General features: G+C 43.0%; 26 protein-coding genes. 18 read left to right on the forward strand and 8 right to left on the reverse strand.

What is annotated here, in order from left to right:
- Positions 1–42: 42 nt before the first annotated feature.
- Positions 43–813, reverse strand: a complete 771-nt coding sequence (locus FTV08_RS06250) for an SDR family NAD(P)-dependent oxidoreductase (protein WP_180086895.1) — start codon at positions 811–813, stop codon at positions 43–45.
- 138 nt (positions 814–951) lie between these two features.
- On the opposite strand from FTV08_RS06250, the gene FTV08_RS06255 reads away from it, so the two are divergent.
- Positions 952–1974, forward strand: coding sequence for an AraC family transcriptional regulator (locus FTV08_RS06255; protein WP_176580849.1), 1023 nt, complete (start codon positions 952–954; stop codon positions 1972–1974).
- Between the two features lie 228 nt (positions 1975–2202).
- Positions 2203–2556 carry a hypothetical protein gene (locus FTV08_RS06260; protein WP_004645396.1) on the forward strand — a complete coding sequence of 118 codons (354 nt, stop codon included), beginning with the start codon at positions 2203–2205 and terminating at the stop codon, positions 2554–2556.
- A gap of 183 nt (positions 2557–2739) precedes the next feature.
- Here FTV08_RS06260 and prmC read toward each other — a convergent pair whose 3' ends face one another.
- Both prmC and prfA read right to left on the reverse strand, forming a co-directional pair.
- Complete coding sequence (prmC, locus tag FTV08_RS06265; RefSeq protein WP_005252142.1) at positions 2740–3558, reverse strand: peptide chain release factor N(5)-glutamine methyltransferase; 819 nt, start codon at positions 3556–3558, stop codon at positions 2740–2742.
- Positions 3558–4646: a peptide chain release factor 1 gene (prfA, locus tag FTV08_RS06270; RefSeq protein WP_004645400.1), complete on the reverse strand. Its 1089-nt coding sequence runs from the start codon at positions 4644–4646 to the stop codon at positions 3558–3560. The genes prmC and prfA overlap by 1 nt, the downstream gene beginning before the upstream one ends.
- Positions 4647–4991: 345 nt before the next feature.
- Between prfA and FTV08_RS06275 the strand changes: the two genes are divergently transcribed.
- The 4 genes from FTV08_RS06275 (at position 4992) to FTV08_RS06290 (ending at position 8197) form a co-directional block, all read left to right on the forward strand.
- Positions 4992–5408 carry a glycine zipper domain-containing protein gene (locus FTV08_RS06275; RefSeq protein WP_004278777.1) on the forward strand — a complete coding sequence of 139 codons (417 nt, stop codon included), beginning with the start codon at positions 4992–4994 and terminating at the stop codon, positions 5406–5408.
- Between the two features lie 245 nt (positions 5409–5653).
- Complete coding sequence (locus tag FTV08_RS06280) at positions 5654–6109, forward strand: hypothetical protein (RefSeq protein WP_004278778.1); 456 nt, start codon at positions 5654–5656, stop codon at positions 6107–6109.
- Between the two features lie 170 nt (positions 6110–6279).
- Positions 6280–7284 carry an LLM class flavin-dependent oxidoreductase gene (locus tag FTV08_RS06285; protein ID WP_180086896.1) on the forward strand — a complete coding sequence of 335 codons (1005 nt, stop codon included), beginning with the start codon at positions 6280–6282 and terminating at the stop codon, positions 7282–7284.
- Positions 7285–7633: 349 nt separating this feature from the next.
- Positions 7634–8197: a flavoprotein gene (locus tag FTV08_RS06290; RefSeq protein WP_180086897.1), complete on the forward strand. Its 564-nt coding sequence runs from the start codon at positions 7634–7636 to the stop codon at positions 8195–8197.
- Between the two features lie 246 nt (positions 8198–8443).
- On the opposite strand, the gene FTV08_RS06295 is transcribed toward FTV08_RS06290, so the two are convergent.
- The gene (locus FTV08_RS06295; RefSeq protein ID WP_004278781.1) at positions 8444–9280 is read right to left on the reverse strand and encodes a pyruvate, water dikinase regulatory protein; all 837 of its coding nucleotides are present in this window, start codon (positions 9278–9280) and stop codon (positions 8444–8446) included.
- A gap of 154 nt (positions 9281–9434) precedes the next feature.
- On the opposite strand from FTV08_RS06295, the gene ppsA reads away from it, so the two are divergent.
- From ppsA to alr, 12 genes are all read left to right on the forward strand, one after another.
- Positions 9435–11813 (forward strand): phosphoenolpyruvate synthase, encoded by a 2379-nt coding sequence (ppsA, locus tag FTV08_RS06300; protein ID WP_004278782.1) that lies wholly within the window; start codon positions 9435–9437, stop codon positions 11811–11813.
- Between the two features lie 419 nt (positions 11814–12232).
- The gene (locus FTV08_RS06305) at positions 12233–13030 is read left to right on the forward strand and encodes an RDD family protein (RefSeq protein ID WP_180086898.1); all 798 of its coding nucleotides are present in this window, start codon (positions 12233–12235) and stop codon (positions 13028–13030) included.
- Positions 13031–13327: 297 nt separating this feature from the next.
- Positions 13328–14422: a ubiquinol oxidase subunit II gene (gene cyoA / locus FTV08_RS06310; protein WP_180086899.1), complete on the forward strand. Its 1095-nt coding sequence runs from the start codon at positions 13328–13330 to the stop codon at positions 14420–14422.
- Between the two features lie 3 nt (positions 14423–14425).
- The gene (gene cyoB, locus FTV08_RS06315) at positions 14426–16414 is read left to right on the forward strand and encodes a cytochrome o ubiquinol oxidase subunit I (RefSeq protein WP_005252153.1); all 1989 of its coding nucleotides are present in this window, start codon (positions 14426–14428) and stop codon (positions 16412–16414) included.
- Positions 16415–16418: 4 nt separating this feature from the next.
- Positions 16419–17039, forward strand: coding sequence for a cytochrome o ubiquinol oxidase subunit III (gene cyoC, locus FTV08_RS06320; RefSeq protein ID WP_004278786.1), 621 nt, complete (start codon positions 16419–16421; stop codon positions 17037–17039).
- Positions 17039–17365 (forward strand): cytochrome o ubiquinol oxidase subunit IV, encoded by a 327-nt coding sequence (locus tag FTV08_RS06325; protein ID WP_004645410.1) that lies wholly within the window; start codon positions 17039–17041, stop codon positions 17363–17365. The genes cyoC and FTV08_RS06325 overlap by 1 nt, the downstream gene beginning before the upstream one ends.
- Positions 17366–17375: 10 nt before the next feature.
- A complete protein-coding gene (gene cyoE, locus FTV08_RS06330; protein ID WP_004645412.1) occupies positions 17376–18254 on the forward strand; it encodes a heme o synthase in 879 nt (292 codons plus the stop codon).
- 436 nt (positions 18255–18690) lie between these two features.
- Complete coding sequence (rpsF, locus tag FTV08_RS06335) at positions 18691–19077, forward strand: 30S ribosomal protein S6 (RefSeq protein WP_004278789.1); 387 nt, start codon at positions 18691–18693, stop codon at positions 19075–19077.
- Between the two features lie 12 nt (positions 19078–19089).
- Positions 19090–19317 (forward strand): 30S ribosomal protein S18, encoded by a 228-nt coding sequence (gene rpsR / locus FTV08_RS06340; RefSeq protein WP_004278792.1) that lies wholly within the window; start codon positions 19090–19092, stop codon positions 19315–19317.
- Positions 19318–19326: 9 nt separating this feature from the next.
- A complete protein-coding gene (rplI, locus tag FTV08_RS06345; RefSeq protein WP_004278793.1) occupies positions 19327–19773 on the forward strand; it encodes a 50S ribosomal protein L9 in 447 nt (148 codons plus the stop codon).
- 216 nt (positions 19774–19989) lie between these two features.
- Positions 19990–21432, forward strand: a complete 1443-nt coding sequence (dnaB, locus tag FTV08_RS06350; protein ID WP_005247269.1) for a replicative DNA helicase — start codon at positions 19990–19992, stop codon at positions 21430–21432.
- A gap of 49 nt (positions 21433–21481) precedes the next feature.
- Positions 21482–22552, forward strand: a complete 1071-nt coding sequence (gene alr / locus FTV08_RS06355) for an alanine racemase (protein WP_005252156.1) — start codon at positions 21482–21484, stop codon at positions 22550–22552.
- A 46-nt stretch (positions 22553–22598) separates the two neighbouring features.
- On the opposite strand, the gene FTV08_RS06360 is transcribed toward alr, so the two are convergent.
- The 4 genes from FTV08_RS06360 to FTV08_RS06375 form a co-directional block, all read right to left on the reverse strand.
- Positions 22599–23030, reverse strand: a complete 432-nt coding sequence (locus tag FTV08_RS06360; protein WP_005252160.1) for a BLUF domain-containing protein — start codon at positions 23028–23030, stop codon at positions 22599–22601.
- A gap of 82 nt (positions 23031–23112) precedes the next feature.
- A complete protein-coding gene (locus FTV08_RS06365) occupies positions 23113–23847 on the reverse strand; it encodes a proteasome-type protease (RefSeq protein WP_004278798.1) in 735 nt (244 codons plus the stop codon).
- A 13-nt stretch (positions 23848–23860) separates the two neighbouring features.
- The gene (locus tag FTV08_RS06370; protein ID WP_005252164.1) at positions 23861–24640 is read right to left on the reverse strand and encodes a transglutaminase family protein; all 780 of its coding nucleotides are present in this window, start codon (positions 24638–24640) and stop codon (positions 23861–23863) included.
- Positions 24637–25239: an alpha-E domain-containing protein gene (locus FTV08_RS06375; protein ID WP_005106612.1), complete on the reverse strand. Its 603-nt coding sequence runs from the start codon at positions 25237–25239 to the stop codon at positions 24637–24639. Before FTV08_RS06375 ends, FTV08_RS06370 begins: the two co-directional genes overlap by 4 nt.
- Between the last annotated feature and the right edge of the window lie 4 nt (positions 25240–25243).

Below are 25243 nucleotides of genomic sequence, written 5' to 3' on the forward strand. Positions count from 1 at the left end.
TGACAGATGTGCAAATCATCATGTCCTATATAAATCGAAAACTTATTTAGGCTGCATACGGATTGCGCCATCCAAACGAATGACCTCACCATTCAAATAACTATTTTCAAAAATATGACTAACTAACTGAGCAAATTCCTGTGGTTTTGCCAGACGTGGTGGAAACGGTACCATTTGTCCTAAAGCATCCTGGACATTTTGTGGCATGCCTTTCAACATCGGAGTTTCCATAATGCCCGGCGCGATGGTCATGACACGGATCGCTTCACGAGCCAGTTCACGTGCCAAAGGTAAAGTCATTGCGACGACTGCACCTTTAGAAGCCGCATAGGCAGTCTGGCCAATTTGACCGTCATAAGCGGCAACCGAAGCGGTGTTCACAATCACGCCACGTTCCTCTTCACCAGCTTGCAGCTCATATTTTGCGATTAAAGCCGCCGCATGACGCAACATATTAAAAGTACCGCTCACATTAATATTCAGCACTTTCTGGAACATCGCCAATTCATGGATGCCGTTTCGTCCCAATACTTTGGCAGACGGTGCAATCCCGGCACAGTTGATCAGACCATTCAGTTGACCATACGTACTTTCAACATGAGCGAAGAAAGCTTCAACTGTCTGTTCATCGGTCACATCGAGCTGTACAAACTCAGACTGTGAACCCAGTTGCTGCTGTAATGCCTGACCCTGCTCCTGATTCATATCGACCAGAATCACTTTAGCACCGTGTTCAACCAAATGAGTCGCTGTAGCTGCACCCAAACCTGAGGCACCACCAGTGATCACAATAACTTTTCCCTGAATGTTCATGTTTATTTCCTAGCGATTTTTCTATTTCAGATACGACTTAATATGCAGAGTAAACAGAGTTTTTATTCTGTACAATTTCCAAATATTGCATCTTGCATGATGTATTTGGACAATGAAAACAAGGATGTCAGACTGAATATGCATAAGCCTGCACTGGAATATAGCAAAGGCACCATCTCGATTGACCTGGTGAACGAAGCATTGCTGGATGCCAAACGGCTGCAATTTGATATCCCTGCCATTTTGAAAAAAGCCAATATCCCAGCAGAAGTATTAAATGCTCCCAAGGCACGCGTGTCGGTCAGCCAATTTGCCCAATTATGGACTGTGCTTGCAGACAGCATGAATGACGAATTTTTTGGCATGGACAGCCATGCCATGCGTCGTGGCAGTTTTAAATTGCTTTCGAAAATGGTTATGCAGGCAGATACACTGGAAAAAGCGCTGCAACACATTCTGCAATTTCTCAACCTAGTTTTGGACGATCTGCAAAGTACGCTCATGGTTGAGGAACACTATGCCTATATCGTGATTTATGATTTAAAAGCAACCAAACGCATGTTTAGTTATGCGACTTATCTGATGCTGATTCATACCCTGATCTGCTGGTTAAGTGGACAACGGATTTTACTTAATCAGATTCAACTCAAATGTGCAGCTCCCCTGGATGATTTCGACTATAAAGTTCGGTTCTGTGAACAGATTGAATATCAGGCCAGCGAAAATTACGTGCAATTTGATGCAAGCTATCTGCAATTGCCGATTAAACAGGATGCTCAGTCCTGGTATCAGTTTATTCAGCAAACCCCACAAAATTTATTGGTGCGTTTTAAAAACCCCTATGCCTTGAGCACCCAGATTCGCCGTCAATTACTGCAAGTTTCACCGGCAGAATGGCTGGAACTGAATGAACTGGCCTTAAAAATGAATATGTCTGAAGCGACCATGCAACGGCGTTTAAAAAGTGAAGGTGTCAGCTATCAACAGTTAAAAAATGAGATACGCCGGGATACCGCCATTGAGTTACTGACCCGTACTGAACAAAGTTTACAAGAGATCAGCGATCAGCTTAATTTTCAGGAATCCAGTGCATTTCATCGTGCATTCAAAAAGTGGACTGGCGTCAGTCCAGGCGCGTATCGACAAAATAATATTAGATAATTTATATAAATTTAGACTTTAAAAATATTACCGAAAAACACTTGGATTCTAAGCATTTATTTTTATTATGATTATATATTTCAAGCCCTAAAACATATATTAGCAGGACTACACAGTCACGCGGAAAGCTTTGCAATTTACCCGAGAATAGATTATTTTTCATTCAATTTATAGCACTTTTGCTATTGGCTGTACTCTCCATTTTCCTTTCTAGTTGAAGGTATCTCCATGTTAAAGATGACTGATGTGCTTGGGCAAAATCTTGTCCAAAACTTCTCTAAAGCTTTATTTTCTTCGACTGATCTGATCACAGAACAGTTGAATCAAGGGATTTTAAATGCATCGGATGCAGAACTGAAAGATGCAATTCTGCACTTCTTTAATCAGGTAGATGCTGTGGAAGCGGCTCAGGCCCTTGAAATTCCGGCAGAACGTATCAATGAATTACAACAAGGTATTGCCTTGAAAGATGAAAGATCTCTGGCAGACACTTTGAAAGTTGTGGCACTTTGTCTGGCAATGGAAACTGGCAGTTTGGATCAGGTAGAAGTCTATGACTGTCTACAAGACTATCCAATGTAATTCTTTTTTAAGTATTCCTCGAAAGCGGTGCTCTGGCATCGCTTTTTTGTTTTTAGTTATACTGCGTTGGCGTCATATCATTCAAAATACTTAAGGTTTCAGATGCAGTCAGGAATTTATAAAGAAAAAATCCAATAAAAAAGCGACCACATCGGTCGCTTTTTTATAAAGATAGATGACAGATTAATGTGGCCATTGACCCAAAGTTACGCGATCATTCCCGCCATAATCTTTAACCGTGCGGACTTGCTTATAACCCGCCTGTTTAAATAGATGTTGTACGGCGTCTGCCTGATCATAACCATGCTCAAGCACCACCCAACCATTGACAGTCAAATGCTTCTTGGCTTGCAGAATAATCATTTCAATATCGGCCAGCCCCTTTTTATCTGCCACCAGCGCACGTTCCGGTTCAGTCGCCAGATTCTGCATATGCACATCATCAGCATCGATATAAGGTGGATTCGATACAATGGCATCAAAGAATTGACGGCCAAATGGTTTCAACCATGAACCCAGAACAAATTCCACATTCTCAATATCATGTTGTTCCGCATTATATTTCGCCACCTCAAGCGTAGGCTCGTAGATATCGGAAGCGGTTAGTGTCCAGTTAGAACGTTCAGATGCCAGTGATAAGGCAATTGCACCAGTACCTGTACCCAAATCCACCACACGGGCATCATCAGGCAGATCCAATTTCAACACAGTCTCAACCAGCACTTCAGTATCCGGACGTGGCACCAAGGTATCTTTGGTCACTTTGAGGTCTAAAGTCCAGAATGGCTGTGAACCAGTGACATAAGCCAAAGGCTCACCGGCAGCAATACGCGCCAATCCGTCTTTATACGCCTGTTCCTGTTCCGGCGTTAACTCCTGATCCTTTTTCATCAGCAGATCAAATGAATCAATCTTGGTGATGTGTTCCAGTAACCAGGCATTTTCCTGACGTTCGTAACTTTCAGCTTCGCCGCGTAAAGCCAAGGCTTGTAAAATATTCATTATCCACCATTCTGCTGTGCAAGCATGGCCAACTGATCCGCCTGATATTCGCGGTGCAGACTATCCAGCAATTCGGTCAAATCACCTTCCATCACGGCATCCAGCTTGTATAAAGTCAGGTTAATGCGGTGATCGGTCATACGACCTTGCGGATAGTTATAAGTACGGATACGTTCCGAACGATCACCCGATCCCACCAGGTCACGACGCATTTCCGAGGTTGCTGCATCTGCTGCTGCACGTTTGGCATTTTCCAAACGTGATACCAGCAGTGCCATCGCTTTGGCCTTGTTCTTATGCTGTGAACGCTCTTCCTGACACTCCACTACGGTGCCGGTTGGAATATGAGTAATACGTACTGCAGAATCGGTTTTGTTAACATGCTGACCACCTGCACCTGAAGCACGATAGGTATCAATGCGCAAATCAGATGAGTTGATTTCAACAGAGGTATCGACATCAATTTCAGGAAGAATCGCAACGGTACATGCTGATGTATGCACTCGGCCTTGTGATTCGGTCGCCGGTACACGCTGTACACGATGCGCACCACTTTCAAATTTTAGACGACCGTAAACACCGTCACCATTAATCAGGCAGATGACTTCTTTATAGCCGCCATGTTCGCCTTCATTTTCAGAAAGGATTTCAATACGCCAGCCTTGGTTTTCCGCATATTTACTATACATACGGAATAAATCGCCAGAGAAAATCGCTGCTTCATCGCCGCCGGTTCCGGCACGAATCTCAAGATAAGCCGAGTTGGCATCATTCGGATCTTTCGGAATCATCAAGATGTTCAGGTCTGCTTCAAGCGATTCAATTAAAGCTTTATTCTCTTTAATTTCTTCCTGCGCCATTTCCTTAAAGTCCGGATCTGACAGCATGGCCTGAGCCGTTTCAATGTCTTCTTCCGCCTGTCTGTACTTGGTCCAGACATTAGTGATTTCTGTTAAGTCATTATGCTCACGTGACAATTGACGGAAGCGCTTATTATCAGAAATGACTTCTACATCAGCCAGTAATGCGGTCAATTCTTCATGGCGGTCAGAGAGTTGGTCTAATCGTAAACGTAACGATTCTTTCATTTTCTAAAAAATCTCAAACATAGGCTGGGACTAAAAACCGATTTAGCACAGCGAAATCAAAAAATTGCGCCTAGTTTAACGACTCTGGCTTCTAATGAACATCATTATTGAGTAAGTCCGCGTTGCTATCATTCGTGCTCTACAGCATTTGTTAACAAATATGATTAAAAACAGTGGAATTGCCTTTTTTATAGTCGATCTTATTCTTATTTCTTGCCGATTTTACAATTCGCCAAATAAAGCAGGGAATTATGAAGAAACATCTTCATATTGTTTTGGGCATGATTTGTTACATTTTCCGCATCGAAATAATTACAGTCCTGTTGATGGACACGGAGTGATGACATGAAACTCAACGCACTTTTAATGAGTACAGTTTTAGCTGCTGGTTCAATGATGACCGTAAACGCACATGCCGACAGTACAGCGCGTGTTGCAGCAGCAAGTGCTTTAGGTAGTGTTGCAGGTACAGCATTAGGTAAAAACATGGGCGGTAACACCGGCGCAACCATTGGTGCTGCTTTAGGTGGTGCTGGCGGTGCAGCAGTTGCAAGCAGCAAGAAAAACCGTACTGAATCTGCCATTGGTGGTGCCCTAGGTGGCGGTGCCGGTTATACCGTAGGTAAAAATATGGGCGGTACTAACGGTGGTTATATCGGTTCAGCCTTAGGTGCTGCCGGTGGTGCGGCACTGGGTAACAAGATTGCCAAAGATAAAGCAGTGGAAAAACGCTCTAAACACTGGAAAAAACGTTACCGTTAATTTGCGCTCAGGCAATTTAGACCAGACGCTACATTTAACATGAAAAGCACCTTTTGGTGCTTTTTTTATTGTGGCTTTACTACGTGAATTTTCAAGTAATACATGGAATTATCCTGTCTACATCATGAATAAATTAAGGAGATAAAAATCACAATTCGCCAACATTGCCTCCATGCTGTTTTGCGCTTGCTAGATTAAATTTATCTCATCAACAAAATATAGCTAGATATATAAAAGGTGTCCTCATGAACTATAAATCTCTAATGATCGCTGTCGTAGCAACCTCAGCCATGGGTATGACAGCTGCCAATGCAGGCAATACAACCAATACAGCTTTAGCTTCTGCTTTGGGTGGTGTCGTTGGTGCCGCAGTAGGCAATAAAATGGGTGGTACCACTGGCGCAACAATCGGTTCAGCGATTGGTGGCGGTGCAGGTGCCGCAGTAGCTGCAAATAAACGTGACCGTAATGGTGCGATTATCGGTGGTGCCCTAGGTGGCGGTGCCGGGTATGCGGTAGGCCGAAACATGGCAGGCACCAACGGTGGTTATATTGGTGCGGCACTGGGTTCAGCAGGTGGTTCAGCTTTAGGTAAGAAAGTTAGCGAAGACCGTCGTTATGATGACCGCAGCGAACGTCGCTATAACTCTTCTCGTAACTACCGTTATAACGATTATCGCTATAACAACCGTCGTCGTTAAGATTCTCCCCCCCTTATTCTTTCCTCCTTTATAAGCATCTTCGGATGCTTATTTTTTTGCCTTTATTTTTTATCTTTATCTGTTGGTTTACACTTATATCGATTTTTTTCGATATACAAATACTTTCTAAAGTCGTATGCTTTTAGAGATGTCTATTTAAGAGTAATACTATGCGTACGCTTAACGATACCCAGTTCTCTATCCTCGAACTGGTTCCTGTTCGTGACGACAAGAGCATTCAATTCGCGCTGAACCATGCGCTGGAATTAGCTCAGACCGCAGAACGTCTAGGTTATAGCCGGATGTGGCTGGCCGAGCATCATAATATGGATGGTATTGCCAGCTCAGCGACCGCCGTGCTCTTAGGCTATTTACTGGCAAATACCAATAGCATCAAACTTGGCTCTGGTGGCATTATGTTGCCAAACCACGCTCCACTGGTAGTAGCAGAGCAATTCGGTACATTAGCGACTTTATATCCAGATCGTATTGAACTGGGATTGGGTCGTGCTCCGGGTACCGATCAAATGACCATGCGTGCCCTGCGTCGTGGCCGTCAGGAAACCGAAGATCAATTTCCGCAGGATGTTCTGGAAATTCTGCAATATTTTAAAGATCCAATTCCAGGACAGCGTATTGTGGCAACGCCGGGTCAAAGCACGCATGTACCTGTATGGTTATTAGGGTCCAGTCTGTTTAGTGCGCAATTGGCAGCAAAACTCGGCCTACCTTATTCCTTCGCTTCGCATTTTGCCCCGCGTATGCTGGGTCAGGCCATTCAATTATATCGTGAAAACTTTGAACCGTCTGAATATCTCGATCGTCCTTATGTATCGATGGGCGTACCGACCTGTGTCGCAGATACCGATGAAGAAGCACAATATCTGTCGACCAGTGCCTATCAGCGGGTTTTATCACTGATTCGTGGGCAAAGCCTAAAACTTAAAGCACCAATTGATTCGATGGAAGGTCTGTGGTCGCCGCCGGAAAAAATGTCAGTCGATAATTTCTTTGCCATGGCTCAGGTCGGTTCTAAAGAAACCGTTAAAGCCGGTCTGGCATCGCTTTTAGCCAAATATGACGTGGATGAGTTTATCTTTACTTGCGACATCTATGACACTGACAAACGCCTACATAACTTTGAGCTGTTGATGCAAATTAAAAACGGTCAGTAAATGAGAGTTGCATCTACCTATTCTCAGCAATGGGTAGATGTTTTCATCTTTTTTAAAGATAAATGACTAAAAGAAACATCCCAGTAAAAGCATTTCTATCGACTAGACCATTAAACAGCTTCTTCCTTGAACGAACATTTCACTTCTTTTCCTTCATCCATCTCAGCAAGTTAAAATTCATTCCTTTTGGATCGCCTGTAAATCCATTCAGTCTTCAATAAAATCATATTTTATATTTTGGTCAAATAGATGACTGTCTAAGTTAAATTTTTCACTTTACCCTGACTTGAGTTTTTGTTTATATCTCATACAAAGAAAATTAATTATTAAATAAATTCAAGGAATTCTAATGTCTACCAAGCAGGATCCACACGCTGGTATTTTTGAAAATCGCCCCGAACATTTTCAGCAGTTTACTGGAATTAAAGTACCCTCTTCCGAGCTGCTAGAATTAGATTATACAGATAAAGATATTGCGATTATTGGCACGGACCAGTTTACCGTGAGCCAGCTGGATAAAATCAGTCAACATGCCCGTTCGGTGAAAGTTTTTCAGATTAATCCAGCTTTTGTACTGCCCGGTTCCGACCGAATTCTGCAACGAATTATTAATCATCCATTGATTGGCAAAAATCGTCGATTATTTAACAACCGCATTAAAAGTTTGCTTTCTCTACGGTTTTTAGAAAATCAGGTGCAGAATTTGTGGCTAAGACGCCAGTTAATGCCAAATCTTGCATCTTCCCGTAAAATTTATCTGAAATCAGATCATTATTATGCTGCCCTACAACGTGAAAATTGCCGCCTGATTACCTGGCCGATTCTGAAAATTTCGGAAAATACAATTCATTGTATTAATGGTGAACAGCATCCGGTCGATATCATTATTCATACTTATTTAGCAGAAAAATAACTCACGCTGGCGAGTAAAAATGAAAAATTGGTAAGCTGATAATGAGATTTTTATTTACGTATCAAGAACCGACATGATGATTTATTCAACAGAATGAGCAAAGAAGACTCTTTTATATTTCAGAATATGATAGTTGGTATTTTCTTAGAATTATAAAATTCATACATTATTTCGATTAATCAATGCTTACTTGTAATTTTTAGCTATAAATCAAAGCCAAACCGCAGTTTGGCTCTGGCTGGTTTCTTAACCGATTCGACGTTTTAAACCGGTCATTTGCAACACACGTGTTGAGATTTCTTCAATCGACATTTCAGACACATTCAGGTACTTGATGCCTTCCGAAATATAAATTCCTTCAATCGCACGCAACTCCATCTGACACTGACTAAAGCTGGCATAACGGCTATTGGCCTTACGCTCAGAACGAATGGCCACAAGGCGTTCCGCATCAATCATCAGGCCAAACAGCTTGTTTTTATGCGGTCGCAGCACGGCTGGCAGTCGGTTATCATCCAAATCTTCTTCAGTCAGTGGATAGTTCGCCACGCGAATACCGAACTGCAAAGACAGATAAATAGAGGTCGGGGTTTTACCTGAACGCGATACACCAATCAGGATCAGGTCAGCTTTATCATAATGACGGGTACGTGCGCCGTCGTCGTTATCTAAAGCAAAATGAACAGCATCAATACGGGCCTTATAAGACTCAGAGTCGGTCACCGCATGGGTCTGCCCGACTAAAGTTGTAGGAATCGTGCCTAATTCATCAGCCAACTTACTAATAAGCCCTTCAAATACATCAAGATTTACTGCATTTGCGGTGTTAATGATGTCGCGCACATAGGGATCAACCAGGGTGTCAAATACCAGCGGTTTTTCACCGTCGATTTGAGCTCTTGCATTGATCTCTGCCACCACGTTTGTGGCCGCCTCTTCGGAACTAATGTAAGGAATAATATGAATGTCAAATTTCACATGCGGAAACTGCGCTAACAGCGAGTGTCCAAGGGTTTCAGCGGTGATGGCGGTACCATCTGAAATAAAGAAAACACTACGCTGAATTTGTTTACCTTCCGACATTAAAATTCTCCTCCAACATTTGTCTTAGTGCTATATAATCTTTATAGTAAACCGATCTTACATGACTGTCGCTTAGTAAAATCAAAAACCTAGATGATTTGCTATACTCTCATGCCGAGATAGTGATTAATACTGCAAAAGTGGAGTAACAACTTTGGAAGCGCGCGTAATTGGTCTGGAAAAATTAGGGAAGCACGACGTTGAGCTGGTCGGTGGGAAAAACTCATCACTAGGCGAAATGATCAGCCACTTATCAAATGCTGGCGTATCTGTGCCAGGTGGTTTCGCAACGACTGCCGATGCCTACCGTGAATTTCTCGAGCAAAGTGGCCTAAACGCTAAAATCAATGCAGAGCTTGCTGCACTCAATGTTGATGATGTAAATGCACTTGCTGAAACTGGCGCAAAAATTCGTCAATGGATTGTGGATACTCCACTTACGCCTGCATTAGAACAAGAAGTTCGTACAGCATTTGCAGAACTTTCTAACGGCAACCCTGACATCGCGGTTGCCGTTCGTTCTTCTGCAACTGCAGAAGATTTGCCGGATGCTTCTTTTGCCGGCCAGCAAGAAACTTTCCTGAACATTCGTGGTATTGATAACGTTCTGATCGCAATCAAAGAAGTGTTTGCATCTTTGTATAACGACCGCGCAATCTCATACCGTGTACACCAAAACTTTGCCCATGATGTAGTTGCGCTGTCTGCTGGTGTACAACGCATGGTTCGTTCAGAAACTGGTGCTGCAGGTGTAATGTTTACACTAGATACTGAATCAGGCTTCCGTGATGCAGTATTCATTACCGCATCTTATGGTTTGGGTGAAATGGTCGTTCAAGGTGCAGTTAATCCGGACGAATTCTATATTTCTAAACCGCTTTTAAATGCAGGCCGACACGCGATTCTTCGTCGCAACCTGGGTTCTAAGCACCAGAAAATGATTTATGGTGAAGAAGCATCTGCAGGTAAATCTGTCGTTGTCGTGGATGTTGAAAAAGCTGAACGCCAACAGTTCGCTCTAAACGACCAGGAACTACAAGAACTTGCCAAACAAGCGCTGATCATTGAAAACCACTACGGTGCACCAATGGACATCGAGTGGGCAAAAGATGGCGATGATGGCAAGATTTATATCGTTCAGGCGCGTCCTGAAACTGTAAAAAGCCGTGAAAATGTCGGCACTATGGAACGCTACCTGTTGAAACAACGCGGTACTGTGATCTGTGAAGGCCGTTCAATTGGTCAACGCATTGGTTCTGGTAAAGTCCGCATTGTGACGTCTATTAAAGAAATGGACAAAGTACAAGATGGTGATGTTCTTGTATCTGATATGACTGACCCGGATTGGGAACCAGTCATGAAACGTGCAGCTGCGATTGTAACAAACCGTGGTGGTCGTACTTGTCACGCAGCAATTATTGCACGTGAGCTTGGTGTTCCTGCAATCGTGGGTTGTGGTAATGCAACTGAAGTTCTTGTAGACGGTCAGGAAGTGACTGTGTCTTGTGCTGAAGGTGATACTGGCTTTATCTATGAAGGCGCACTAGATTTTGAAATTCAAAAGAATTCAATTGAGTCTATGCCTGCTCTTCCATTTAAAGTAATGATGAACGTGGGTAACCCGGATCGTGCATTTGACTTTGCTCAAATTCCAAACGCAGGTATTGGTCTGGCGCGTCTTGAATTCATTATTAACCGTATGATTGGTGTTCACCCGAAAGCATTGATCAATATTGACAGCCTTCCACGTGAAACACGTGCAGCAGTCATGGCGCGTACTGCAGGTTATGCATCTCCAATCGAATTCTATGTAGAGAAACTGGTTGAAGGTATCTCGACACTTGCTGCTGCTTTTGCAGACAAGCCAGTCATTGTTCGTATGTCAGACTTTAAGTCTAACGAATATGCAAATTTGATCGGTGGTAAGTTATACGAGCCAGAAGAAGAAAACCCGATGCTAGGTTTCCGTGGTGCAAGTCGCTACGTTTCTGATAACTTCCGTGATTGCTTCGAACTTGAATGTCGTGCATTGAAAAAGGCACGTGATGAAATGGGTTTAACCAACATCCAGATCATGATTCCATTTGTTCGTACTGTTGCTGAAGCGAAACGTGTGATTGAACTTCTTGCATTAAATGGTCTTAAGCGCGGTGAAAACGGCCTTAAAGTGATCATGATGTGTGAACTTCCAACCAATGCTTTATTGGCAGATCAGTTCCTTGAACATTTCGATGGTTTCTCTATTGGTTCAAACGACTTGACACAATTAACGCTTGGTCTTGACCGTGACTCTGGTATTGTCTCTCACCTATTTGATGAGCGCGACCCTGCGGTTAAAGCGTTGCTTTCTCTTGCAATTCAAGCATGCCGTAAAGCTGGCAAATATGTAGGTATTTGTGGTCAAGGTCCTTCTGACCACCCAGATCTTGCACAATGGTTAATGGAACAAGGTATCGACTCTGTGTCTTTAAACCCAGACTCGGTACTTGAAACCTGGTTCTTCCTGGCTGAAGAAAAAGTGCAAAAAGCATAAGCAATTGTGAATAAAAAAGACCCTTTTATAGGGTCTTTTTTATGAGATAGATATTATGATTTACTGTTTGAAAATTAATAATTAAAGGCCTAATCGCAAGATAAACGATTGAATTTATAAATATAATTAAATCAAAGCTTATCAACACATGAAAACTGTAATGACAAACAAATACCAACAGTAAAGTCATATCAAAATGGCAATAATAATGAATAACCATTGGATGTTCGGGAAGATATTTTTAAGAGTGGTGATCCTTGCAATTTTGTATAGGCGCATTTTTAATGAGAAATATGATTGAAAATCCTCAATTAATCTATATCTTACGATAAGAGGATGTTTGTTTTCAAAACAGAATTCAATACAATCTTGATCAAAGCTATTATCAGTTCACATTTATATATTGAGATTCAGTCTATATGCAGATTTACTTGGCACGAAACAATCAACAAGCTGGTCCATATACGCTCGAGCAATTGAATCAGATGCTGGCGAATCAACAAGTCATGCTGACTGACCTGGCATGGCATCAAGGCATGACAGAATGGAAAGCCTTAGGTGAACTTACCCAAGGAAAATCGGTATATCAACCTGAAGGTTATGTCGCTCCGGCAGTCACACCTGAAACACCGATATTCCAGAACAGCCAGCCAACGACTTCGGCCTACTCACAGCCTCATACTCAAACAGCGACTCAAAAAAATGAACTCGCCAGTATTCCAAGCCGTATCCTGGCCAAAATTGTAGATGTGTTACTGTGGTTACCAGCAACCTTCATTTTGACTGCATTTTTTACCCCTGAACAGGAAACGCGGTTTGCACAACTGAATGAAGAGTTCATGAATGTCGTGCTGAGTAGCGATGCAGATCCTGCACTGGCTCAGCAATTACAGACCCAAATGTTTGAGATGTTTTCTCAGCAGGCGTGGCTTGCCACAGCGGTCTATTTGATTATCATGCTGGCCATTCAAGCCTTTCTGATTGCCAAATCAGGCCAAAGTATTGGTAAAAAGCTGACAAAAATCAAAATTGTAGATGCCGAATCAGGTGAAAAGCCCAGCCTGTTGCGCGCTTTTACTATTCGTAGCGTATTTTTCATATTTTTAAATATTGTATTTATGCCATTGAGTTTAATTATTGACTGGGCCTTCGGGTTAGGCAAAAAACGTCAAACCTTGCACGATAAACTCGCAAAAACGCAAGTTGTGAAACAATAGTGCAGGAATACACAAAATGGGATGAATATCATCCCATTTTGATTACAGAACTTTGAAATTGAAATAAAATTCCCATAAATCCCCCCAATCCAGACCAGCAAAATCGGTTTTTATTACAGGCATTTAAAGCGCCCTAGATATAGCTTAGTTCGTGAATCTCAGGCATAATGCCCTACAACGTAGCGGTGTATTGTGATTAATAGGATGTTTTGTAAAATTCAGCCTTTTTTGTCATGTGCACTTTAATCGCTATCCCATATTAAATTAGGGAATGGGACTCTTCACCGAGGTTGTAAAATGAGACAAACGATTTTAGCTGTATTGTCTTTATCTGCGATGACTGCACTCTTGACCGGGTGTGGTGGTGATATGGTACTTCTGAACTCTAAAGGTCCAGTTGCAGCAGGTCAAAGTAACCTGATGATGACTGCGATTTACTTAATGCTATTGGTGGTTATTCCATCAATCATCATGGCATTATGGTTCGGTTGGAAATATCGTGCATCGAATAAAGACGCAGACTATAAACCTACATGGACACACTCTACTGCGATTGAAATTGTAGTATGGGGTATCCCTGTCATTATTATTGGTATTTTAGCTTGGTTAACTTGGTGGGGCTCCCACAAGTATGACCCATACCGTCCAATTGAAGCAGATAAAGCACCTTTAACTGTTCAGGTTATTGCTGAGCAATTTAAATGGATCTTCATCTATCCTGAGCAAGGCATTGCAACTGTTAACGAATTGCGTTTCCCAGAGCAAACTCCGGTAAGCCTTCGTTTAACCTCTAACTTCACGATGAACTCGTTCTTCATCCCGGCGTTAAGTGGTCAGATTTATGCAATGGCAGGTATGCAAACTCACCTCAACCTATTAGCTGATGAAACTAGCCCAGCTGAAGGCTACCGTGGTTTCTCTTCAAACTATTCAGGTTACGGCTTCTCACAAATGCGCTTCCGTGCACATTCTGTGACTGATGCCCAGTTTGCCGAATGGGTTTCTGCTATTCAGGCAGGAAACGGTACTTCAGTTAACCCTAATGCAGTACAAAAAACTGTTCTAGACCAAGCTGAATTTGCAAGCTTACGTGACGGTAACCGCGGTGTTCACCAGATCGAAGCGATTATTGCAAGAGCTAAGACTCCTGAAGAGAAGGCTGCTGCTGAAGCAATGAAGCCTTACCCTACTAAGCCACATCCTGTGACTTACTACTCTTCTGTAGAGCAAGGTTTGTTTGAATCTGTGATTCACAAGTATATGAGTAACTACCACGGTGCTGACCATTCAGCTCCTGTAGAAGCTGCAGCGACTGATGCTGTTGCTCATGAAGCGTCTGCTTCTGAAGCTCATGTAGCTGGTGAACATGCGACTGCTTCTCAAGGAGAATAAGACATGAGCTTCTTAGGTAAGTTAGGTCCGGATGCAATTCCTTACGATCCAATCGTATTGGCAACTGTTGCAATGATGATCTTGGGTGGTATCGCAGTTGTTGCCGGTATTACCTACTTCAAAAAATGGGGCTACCTGTGGAACGAATGGTTCACATCTGTAGACCATAAAAAAATTGGTATCATGTACCTGTTCGTATCGATCATCATGCTGGTGCGTGGTTTCGCCGATGCGATCATGATGCGTCTTCAGCAGTTCCTTGCAAAAGGTGGCGGCGAAGGTTATTTACACCCTGAGCATTACGATCAGATCTTTACCGCGCATGGCGTGATCATGATCTTCTTCGTGGCAATGGGTCTTGTTGTTGGTTTGATGAACATCTCTGTACCGCTTCAAATCGGTGCACGTGACGTTGCATTTCCATTATTAAACTCACTCAGCTTCTGGTTATTCGCCGGTGCTGCGGGTCTAATGATGGTGTCACTCGCGTTAGGTGAGTTCGCTGCAACAGGCTGGATGGCATACCCTCCACTGTCTGGCATTGAATACTCTCCAGGCGTAGGTATGGACTACTATATCTGGGCACTGCAAATTTCAGGTCTGGGTACGCTATTAACGGGTGTTAACTTCTTCGTTACCATCATAAAAATGCGTGCGCCTGGCATGAAACTTATGGAAATGCCAATCTTTACCTGGACATCTTTATGTACAGCAGTATTGATTATTGCGGCTTTCCCAGTGTTGACTGCAACAATTGCAATGTTAACGCTTGACCGTTACTTCGGTTTCCACTTCTTTACTAACGACTTGGGTGGTAGCCCGATGTTGTACGTGAACTTGATTTGGACTTGGGGTCACCCGGAAGTATATATCTTGGTATTACCAGCATTTGGTATTTACTCTGAAGTTGTTGCGACTTTCTCGCGCAAAGCATTGTTCGGTTACAAATCAATGGTGTATGCAACAGTAGCAATCACAGTATTGTCATTCGTTGTATGGGTTCACCACTTCTTTACTATGGGTGCTGGTGCCAACGTTAACGCGTTCTTCGGTATCATGACCATGATTATTGCGATTCCTACAGGTGTGAAAATCTTCTCTTGGTTATTCACCATGTACAAGGGTCGTATTGTTTACACTACTCCAATGCTATGGACACTAGGCTTCCTGGTAACTTTCGGTATCGGTGGTTTAACAGGTGTATTGATGGCGGTTCCACCAGCGGACTTCCTGGTACATAACTCTTTATTCCTGATTGCTCACTTCCATAACGTAATTATTGGTGGTGTAGTATTTGCGATGTTCGCAGGTATCATCTTCTACTGGCCGAAAATGTTCGGTTGGAGACTGAATGAGACTTGGGGTAAAGCAGCGTTCTGGTTCTGGTTCTTCGGTTTCTACTTTGCGTTCATGCCACTTTATATCCTTGGTTTCATGGGTATGACACGTCGTTTGAATACATTTGACAACCCAGAATGGGACCCGTATGTAAATATCGCGATGTTCGGTGCAGTTCTGATTGCGCTTGGTATCGTATGTTTCATTCTGCAAATCGTGGTTGGTTTCTTACAACGTGACCAACGTCTGGATTTGACTGGCGATCCATGGGATGGTCGTACCCTTGAATGGGCGACATCTTCTCCTGCTCCGTTCTATAACTTTGCTCATCTTCCAAAGATCAATGGTATTGATACTTTCTGGATCGAGAAAGAAAATGGTGTTGCGTATGCAAAACCAACGAAGTACGAAGATGTTCATATGCCAACTAACCGTGCTGCCGGTTTCGTTATCGCGATGTTCATCACTGTTATGGGCTTCGGTTTAATCTGGCACATCTGGTGGTTAGTAGTTGTTACGTTCCTTGCTTCTATCATTAGCTTCATCGTGTCTTCTTTCACCAAGAAAGTGGATTACTATGTTCCAGCTGCTGAAGTTGAGCGTATTGAAAACGAACGCTATGCGATTCTTGAAAAACACTTGAAGAAGGACTAAGACAATGGCTGAAGTACTTCATCACGATAACCACGGACACGATGAGCATCATCATCACGATGATACTGACATCACCGTCTTTGGTTTCTGGACTTACTTGATGAGTGACCTTGTCCTGTTCGGTACACTCTTCATTGCGTTCGCTGTTTTGAGTAGCCACATTCCTGTGGGTACTCCAAGTGCGAGAGACCTGTTTGGCGACTCTTTAGGTTTCGTTCTTACTGAAACCTTCGCCCTCTTGATCTCTTCTGTAACCTTTGGTTTTGCAGTTCTTGCTGCATACAAAAAAGACGTTGCAAAAGTACTGACTTGGTTAGCGATTACTTGGGTATTCGGTGCTATCTTCATCGGCATGGAACTATATGAATTCAATCATCTAGTTCATGCGGGTCACGGTCCAAGCACAAGTGCGTTCTTATCTGCGTTCTTTACTTTGGTAGGTACGCACGGTATTCACGTAACTTCTGGTCTGGTCTGGATGATCGTGCTTATGGTTCAAATCAAGAAATATGGTTTGACTCTTGCAAACACGCGTCGTCTAGCTTGCCTAAGCTTGTTCTGGCACTTCCTTGACATCGTTTGGATCTGTGTATTCAGCGTAGTTTACTTGATGGGAGTTCTGTAATGAGTCACGATCATAACGCTGCTGGCGAATCACACGGTAACGTTAAGCAATATACCGTCGGCTTCATCCTTTCTGTCATCCTTACCGTAATTCCATTCGGTATGGTGATGGCAGGCGGTTTTGGCCGTGGTATTTTGATTACTGTCATCGCGATTACTGCGGTTGCTCAGATTCTTGTGCAGTTAATTTACTTCCTGCATATGAACTCTTCTTCAGAGCAACGCTGGAACGTGATTGCATTCGTGTATACCATCTTAACTATCGCTATTCTTTTAGTGGGTTCTGTATGGATCATGAATTACCTACACTACAACATGATGATCTAAACTGGTCGTCATGCTGAAAAAGTATTTATTCCTGACTAAGCCAGGAATTCTCTTCGGTAACTTTGTTACCACTTTGGGTGGCTACTTCGTAGCCACTCAAGGTTCTGTAGATTTCCTTCTCCTGCTTATTACCCTTCTCGGTACTACGCTTGTCGTAGCATCAGGATGTGTGGTCAATAACGTGATTGACCAGGACATCGACCAAAAAATGCAGCGCACCCAAAACCGTGCTCTGGTCACCAAAACCATTTCCGAACCTGTTGCCCTGGCCTTTGCCCTGGTATTAGGCATCGCTGGTTTTAGTCTTTTATGGTTCTGGGTAAATGCGTACGCTTTCTTATTCGCGGTGATTGGTTTTGTCGTATATGTTGGTTTCTACAGCCTATGGACAAAACGAACCACAATTCATCAAACTGTTGTAGGCAGTATTTCTGGTGCAGCTCCGCCTGTCATTGGTTATACCGCAGTGGCCAATCAATTTGACCTCGGTGCGTTACTGATCTTTTTAGGTTATGCGCTATGGCAAATGCCTCACTCATGGGCGATTGCGATTTACCGCTTTGATGATTACAAAAATGCAGGCATTCCGATCTTGCCTGTGGCACGTTCGATTCATCGTACCAAGATTGAATCACTGGTTTATGTGGTGTTATTCACGCTGACCATGAATGCGTTATTTGTCTTTGGTTATGCCAACTGGTTCTATGCAGTGATTTTAAACTTACTGTGCATTTACTGGTTGTATATCGGTGTCATTGGATTTAAAGCTGAAAATGATCAACTTTGGGCAAAGAAATATTTCTTGTTCTCGGTGATCCTGATTACTGTCATCAGTATTATCTTTAGCTTTACCTCAACTGCGCCATCTACACAGATTGTGTTTTTTTAAAAAGATAGAGTTAGTCTCTATCTTTTTTTATTTTGATTTTCCTATCCCCCATTCCAAGTATCTGTAGAGCAGAATCAAAATCTCTGCTTTAGAACCTCCCTCTCTTTTCTTATCTCTGATAAATTTACCGTTTTTTGGTTTTAGCCTGACATTGATAATGTGTATGCAGATTTTAAGTTAGAGAAAGCCACTTGATATTCTCAATAGTACATTTGCTGAATTTAAGCAGTCGAACCCTGCTGTTTTAAAGTTAATGTGGTTTTCTATTAAAAGATCTGACTATAGATATAATTTCGCAAAAATGTCTTATTTGGTTGAAATTATCCCTAAAGATCACTACAATTCCCCCTTCGCAAACACTGCGACACAACTTTGGTTGTGACTCCTTGCTTCAATTTACTTAAATTGGGGCTGTCCAAACCGTAAGGAGCTGACAATGCGTCATTACGAAATCGTACTTTTAGTACACCCTGATCAAAGCGATCAAGTAGTTGGTATGGTAGAACGCTACCTAACTCACATCAAAGAAGCTGAAGGTCAAATTCACCGTCTTGAAGACTGGGGCCGTCGTCAATTGGCTTACCCAATCAACAAGATCCACAAAGCTCACTACATTCTTATGAATGTTGAGTGTGGTCAAACTACTCTTGATGAGCTTGAAGAATTGTTCCGTTATAACGACGCAATCATTCGTAGCCTTATCATCCGTCGTGAAAACGCTATCACTGAAGAGTCATTATTGGCGAAAAGTGCTGAAGAAAAACGTGCGCGTAAAGCTCAACGTGAAGAAGCACAACACGCTCAAGACTCTGCTGAAGCTTAAGGAGAACATAACATGGCACGTTTTTACCGTCGTCGCAAGTTCTGCCGCTTTACAGCTGAGAACGTTACTTACATCGACTACAAAGATATCGACACTTTAAAACAGTACATCACTGAAAACGGCAAAATTGTTCCTAGCCGTATTACAGGTACTAAAGCTCGTTACCAACGTCAATTAGCGTTAGCTATCAAACAAGCTCGCTACTTGTCTTTGATCCCTTACACTGACAATCATAAGTGAGGTTGAGCTGTGGATATTATCTTATTACAACGCATTAAAAACCTAGGTAAACTAGGCGATAAAGTTTCAGTTAAAGCTGGTTACGGCCGTAACTTCCTTATCCCTCAAGGTAAGGCTGTTGCTGCAACTGAAGCAAACACTGCTGCTTTTGAAGCTCGTCGTGCTGAACTTGAGAAAGAAGAAGCTGCTATCTTGGCTGCTGCTCAAGCACGTGCTGACCAATTGAACGAAGTGAACATCGTTATCACTGCGAAAGCTGGTGACGAAGGTAAACTATTCGGTTCTATCGGTACTCGTGACATCGCTGACGCGTTGACAAATGCTGGTCTAGAAGTAGACCGTGCTGAAGTACGTCTTCCAAATGGCGCGCTTCGTCACACTGGCGAATTTAACATCGCAATCCAATTGCACCATGATGTTACTGCAGAAGTTCTAGTTACTATCGTAGCTGAGTAATTTCTCGCCTCAAAAAGAGCATGCGAAAGCATGCTCTTTTTTTATCTCTAAAAAATATAATCTAGCCAACACTGTCAAATTCATTTTATTATTCGTGTTTACAAAAAATTGCACTTCGCATTTTTGATCAGAGCGCGTATCATTTCATCTCGTAGTGAATAAACGCTATTCATCTCCGACGATATTTAACCATTGTATTTAAAATCAGGGATTTATATGTCACAGGCGAATGCCAGCAAAAAGGTAGCTACTGCTAAACCGGAAATTGTTACTGAAAATAGCAATCTCAAGGAGTTCCGTACTCCGCCCCATAATTTAGCAATTGAACAGGCTGTACTTGCTGCCCTTATGACTGTGGCTGAATCTTTTGAACAAGTCGGTGATGTACTGACTGAAAATGATTTTTATGCTACCCGACATAAATATATCTTCCGTGCCATTGAGCAGCTCTCTAAAGAAAACTCGCCTTATGATGCTGTTCTGGTGCATGACTGGCTCATCAAACAGAATTTACTCGATGCCATTGGTGGCGAAGAGTATCTGATGCAGCTGATGGCAGATTCGCCATCGAGTTTCTATAACCTGGAAACTTATGCCGGTAAGATTAAAGAATTCTCTACCCTGCGCAGCATGATTAAAGTCAGCTCCGAAATTTTACAAAATGCCTATGACACCAAAGGCCGTACTGTCAGTGAAATTCTGGATCTGGCTGAGACCAATATTTTCTCGATTGCCGAACAACACAATAATAATGCAAAAGCGCAAGGGCCTAAGCCGATCAACTCGGTAGTCGCAGACGTATTCGACAAATTAAATGAACTATCACAAATGGAAGGCAGCATTACCGGTTTGACTACTGGTTTTGTGGAACTGGATAACAAAACTTCCGGCATGCAATCCGGTGATTTAATTATTGTCGCGGCGCGTCCTTCCATGGGTAAAACCACCTTTGCCATGAATCTGGTCGAAAGTGTTTTATTCAATAACAACCTGCCGGCCCTGGTGTATTCGATGGAGATGCCCGCCGACTCGATCGCCATGCGTTTGATTTCATCATTTGGTCGCGTGCATCAGGGACATTTACGTTCTGGTAAAATGGATAGTGATGAATGGTCAAAAGTCACCAGTACCATTGTGCATTTACAAGAAAAAAATCTGTATATTGATGATTCTTCTGCGCTGCCACCGACAGAATTACGTGCCCGTGCGCGTCGTATTGCCAAAATGCATGGCGGAAAACTAGGCTGTATCATGGTCGATTACCTGCAGCTGATGAAAGTCCCTGGCATGGGTGATAATCGTGTTGGCGAAATCTCGGAAATTTCCCGAAGCTTAAAAGCCTTGGCGAAGGAAATGCAATGTCCCGTAATTGCCTTGTCGCAGCTCAACCGATCCCTGGAGAACCGTCCAAACAAACGTCCGGTGATGTCCGACTTGCGTGAATCCGGTGCGATCGAGCAGGATGCCGACTTGATCATGTTTATTTACCGTGATGAGGTTTATAACAAGGAATCCAAGGAAGCTGGCACCGCCGAAATCATTATCGGTAAACAGCGTAACGGCCCGATTGGTACCGTGCGTCTGGCATTCGAAGGTCAATATACCCGCTTTAGTAATCTCTCGCCTGAGTTCTATGCTCAGTATGATGACGAAGAGTAATCAGGCTCTCGTCATCACATTTCCATCGTCCCTCTAGGAGTAATTTAGGGTGCGCCAAGCTACAGTTTATATTGACAGCGCTGCGCTGCAATATAATTTAGACCGTGTCAAACAACTTGCCCCAACCGCGAAAATCGTCAGTATGGTAAAAGCCAATGCTTATGGACACGGAGTTAAAGACTGCTTAGCAGCCTTAAGCGAAACCGATGCCTTTGGTGTCGCCTGCCTGCAAGAAGCCTTAGAAATTCGTGAATTAGGCTATCTACAGCCGATCACGCTTATCGAAGGTGTTTTTTCTGCAGATGAAATGCCAATCGTAATCGAACAGAATATTGAAGTCATTGTGCATCAACAGGCTCAAGTCGACTGGTTAATTGCACATAAAGATGCCTATATCGCCAAAGGTCTAAAAGTCTGGGTCAAACTGAATAGCGGCATGAACCGCCTAGGTTTTAAGATTGATGTGATTAAAACCGTGATCAATCAGTTGAAAGCAGAAGGCTTTACTTGTGTACTTGCCATGCACTTCGCCAATGCAGATGCCGAGCATCCACTGAATGATGAACAAATCCGTCAATTCCTGGAAATTAAAAATGACTGCGCCCCACTTTTAGCCTCTTGCTGTAACTCGGCTGCAATCTATAAATATCCAGAATTGCATTTTGACTATGTGCGTCCAGGGATCATGCTCTACGGTGCGACGCCCTTTTCAGACCGGGATGTGCATGATCTGGACTTAAAGCCGGTCATGACGTTTACAGCTGAAATTATTGCCTTGAATGATATTCAAGCAGGTGAGCATGTCGGTTATGGTTCGACATTTACCGCAAATCAAGACATGACGCTAGCCATTGTTTCAATTGGCTACGGTGATGGTTATCCACGTGCTTTCCCTAAACAGAACTATGTCGCGATTAATGACCAGCAAACTCGCGTGATCGGCCGCGTAGCGATGGATATGATCGCTATTGATGTCACAGGGTTAGAGGTGCAATTGGGCACAGAAGTCGAACTTTGGGGTAAAACCCGTCTGGTGGATGATGTGGCTGAAGCGAATGGCACGATTGGTTATGAACTATTATGCCGACTGAGCAATCGTCCACTACGCCAAGTAGTCTGATCTAGTCCTCAAAGTAAAAAAGCCCAACATAGGTTGGGCTTTTTCTTTAGGCTGACTTTTGTTCTTCGCCCTGCTCTATGCATAATTGCATTAATAAGGCATCGACATGACTTTGCTGAAAGTCAAAAGGATTAAACTCATCAAATCCCATTTCCCGACAGAATTGCTGGATTTGACTGCGTTTAGAAATATATTTCATCGACCAATCTGGGAAACTCGGATATTCAATTTCCTTGGTCTCAAATAATTTAATATCCTGATGGCGAGGATCTTTATTCAGTCGCTCCACCAGCAGACTTTTTAAAGTGGCACATTCCCCTTCGAGACATTGAAAAAAATGACCATCTGCGAAATACAGTACACCTGTCACTTGATGCTGATAATTAAAATCACGAGCTTCTTTCAGGATATTCGCCAAATCTTCAAGTAAGTCAGGTTTGGGAGAAGTACTTTTACTGGCGTAACAAAATTGGTACATGCGCTAACTTCTCTATTTTTATTATGCTGAACTGCATAGAAGTTAACACTGTACGCGAAAAACCTGAACCCGGATAGGTTTATTATAAGAAATACTCATTAGAGGGAACCGGAAGTTCCGCCAATCCTTTTTTCAAGGTCTCTGACCATTGCCGGCTGATTGACGTGAAATACTCATCATCTTCGGCAATACGCTTGCCTCTTGGCATGATCAGACTGTCTTTTTTATAGACCAGCACATCGAGGGGCATACCAACCGATACATTGGAACGTAGGGTCGATGCAAATGAAATCAGGGAACAGCGCAAAGCTTCATCCAGCGGCATATCATAAGTCAGCGCACGATCCAGGATCGGCTTGCCATATTTACTTTCGCCAATCTGAAAATACGGCGTATCGCGTGTGGCACAGATAAAGTTCCCTTGCGGATAGACATGATAAAGCTGCATATCCTGATCTTTAAGTTGTCCACCGACCAGCAGATTGCAATAATAATTGCTTTGTTCCGAAATATCGCTCGTAACATTCGCAATCACTTTCTTCAGCATACTACCCACCAGCTCAGCGACATCAAACATGGTGTGCAGACTCAAGATATTGGGTTCCTGCTTCAGTTCGAGCTGATTTTTGATATGCCCAATTACTGCTTGTGTTGTTGCCAGATTTCCGGATGCCTGTATGACGATCATACGTTCCCCGGGAATACCAAAGGTATACAACTTTCGAAATACAGAAATGTGATCTACTCCGGCATTGGTTCGGGTATCACTGATAAAAAGCATACCTTGTTCTAAACGTAGTGCACAACAATACGTCATTCATTCGTCCTTATTAACATCCTAGCACTTGAACGATGGAATGCATGGATTCCACACCGCCCTTTTCTCTGACACCGCGTACCGGCGCCACATCCCAATAATCCCGTCCAATCGCCACATAAACATGCGAACTTGGAGTAAACAACAGATTACTGACATCAAAACAATACCATGTCTGGTCTACAAACACCTCTACCCAAGCGTGACTGGCCAGATGCGAAGCATTTTGTGCATATAAATAACCAGAAACATAGCGTGCAGGCAAACCTAGATATTTGCACATGGCAATAAAAATATGACTATGGTCCTGACAGACGCCCTGTCTGGACTCAAAGGCATCTATTGCAGAGCCTTGCACTGAAGTACTGTTTGAAATATAAGGCACATGCTCCAGCAAGGCCTGTGCCAGTCCAATCAAATGCTGACGGGTTAATGCAGGAACATGACGTTGTGCAAAGTCTTTCATTGCTGCATTACATTGGGTTGATTCGGTCGGCTGTAGAAAAAGATTGGGATTGATTGAATCATTCAGTCCACTCTGATGCGCAGGATTTAGCTCGACTATTCCTTGCGCCATGATAGTCAGGGAATAATAAGGTTCCCGCTGGCTACAGGTCATCCACAGATTATGAAATGCATCTTTCCGGATTTCTTTATTACCCGGTACACTGATATCCCAAGAATGAACCCGCTGATGCGCATTGCTCGAAGGCATCATTTTAATGTACTGAATACTGTTCCTCACCTCGGCCGTGTACATATAATGCGTTTGGTGATTCACCATCAATTTCATACATCTGCCTCAAACATTTGATGGATATGGTCACTAAACTGGTAGAACTGAATCCGGTTCGGTTCTGTACGCAACTGTTCCCAGTACTGTTCCAGATCATCCCAGCCCATTTCCACCAGAATTCTGACCACATAATCAATCTTGCAGAGTGTGGTACTAGTCTCTTCACCCAGGCGTAACTGATGATCGAGCTGTTCGACACATTGCCCTAGACTAAAAAACAGAAAAATATCGGAAGATTCGGCTTCCAGAATATCTTCACATTCCGTCACCACTTCACAGATATAACCAGCATTTTTGTCTGCGGTTTTGATCAGTTTCATCAGTTCCGCATAGCCTGAAGCAGACAGCACCCCTCGTAATTCCTGAATATTGTCTTTGGCCACTTTAAACTGCTGGCTAAAAGACGCCACTTGCGTAGGATCAAGTACTAGCTCATTTAGGGAACTGGCATCAAAGGCAGGTAAACAGAAAGCATGGGCATATGCCACTGCCGCTTCGTCTTCTAAAAATGGAAAGCGAGCACATAAAAAATGAGTGCGAGATAAATAACGCCCTAACCAAAAAATATGTTGCGCATTGCTATTCAGCAAAACCATGACA

Origin of the sequence: Acinetobacter sp. YH12226, from assembly GCF_013417805.1 — a bacterium.
Lineage (GTDB): Bacteria > Pseudomonadota > Gammaproteobacteria > Pseudomonadales > Moraxellaceae > Acinetobacter.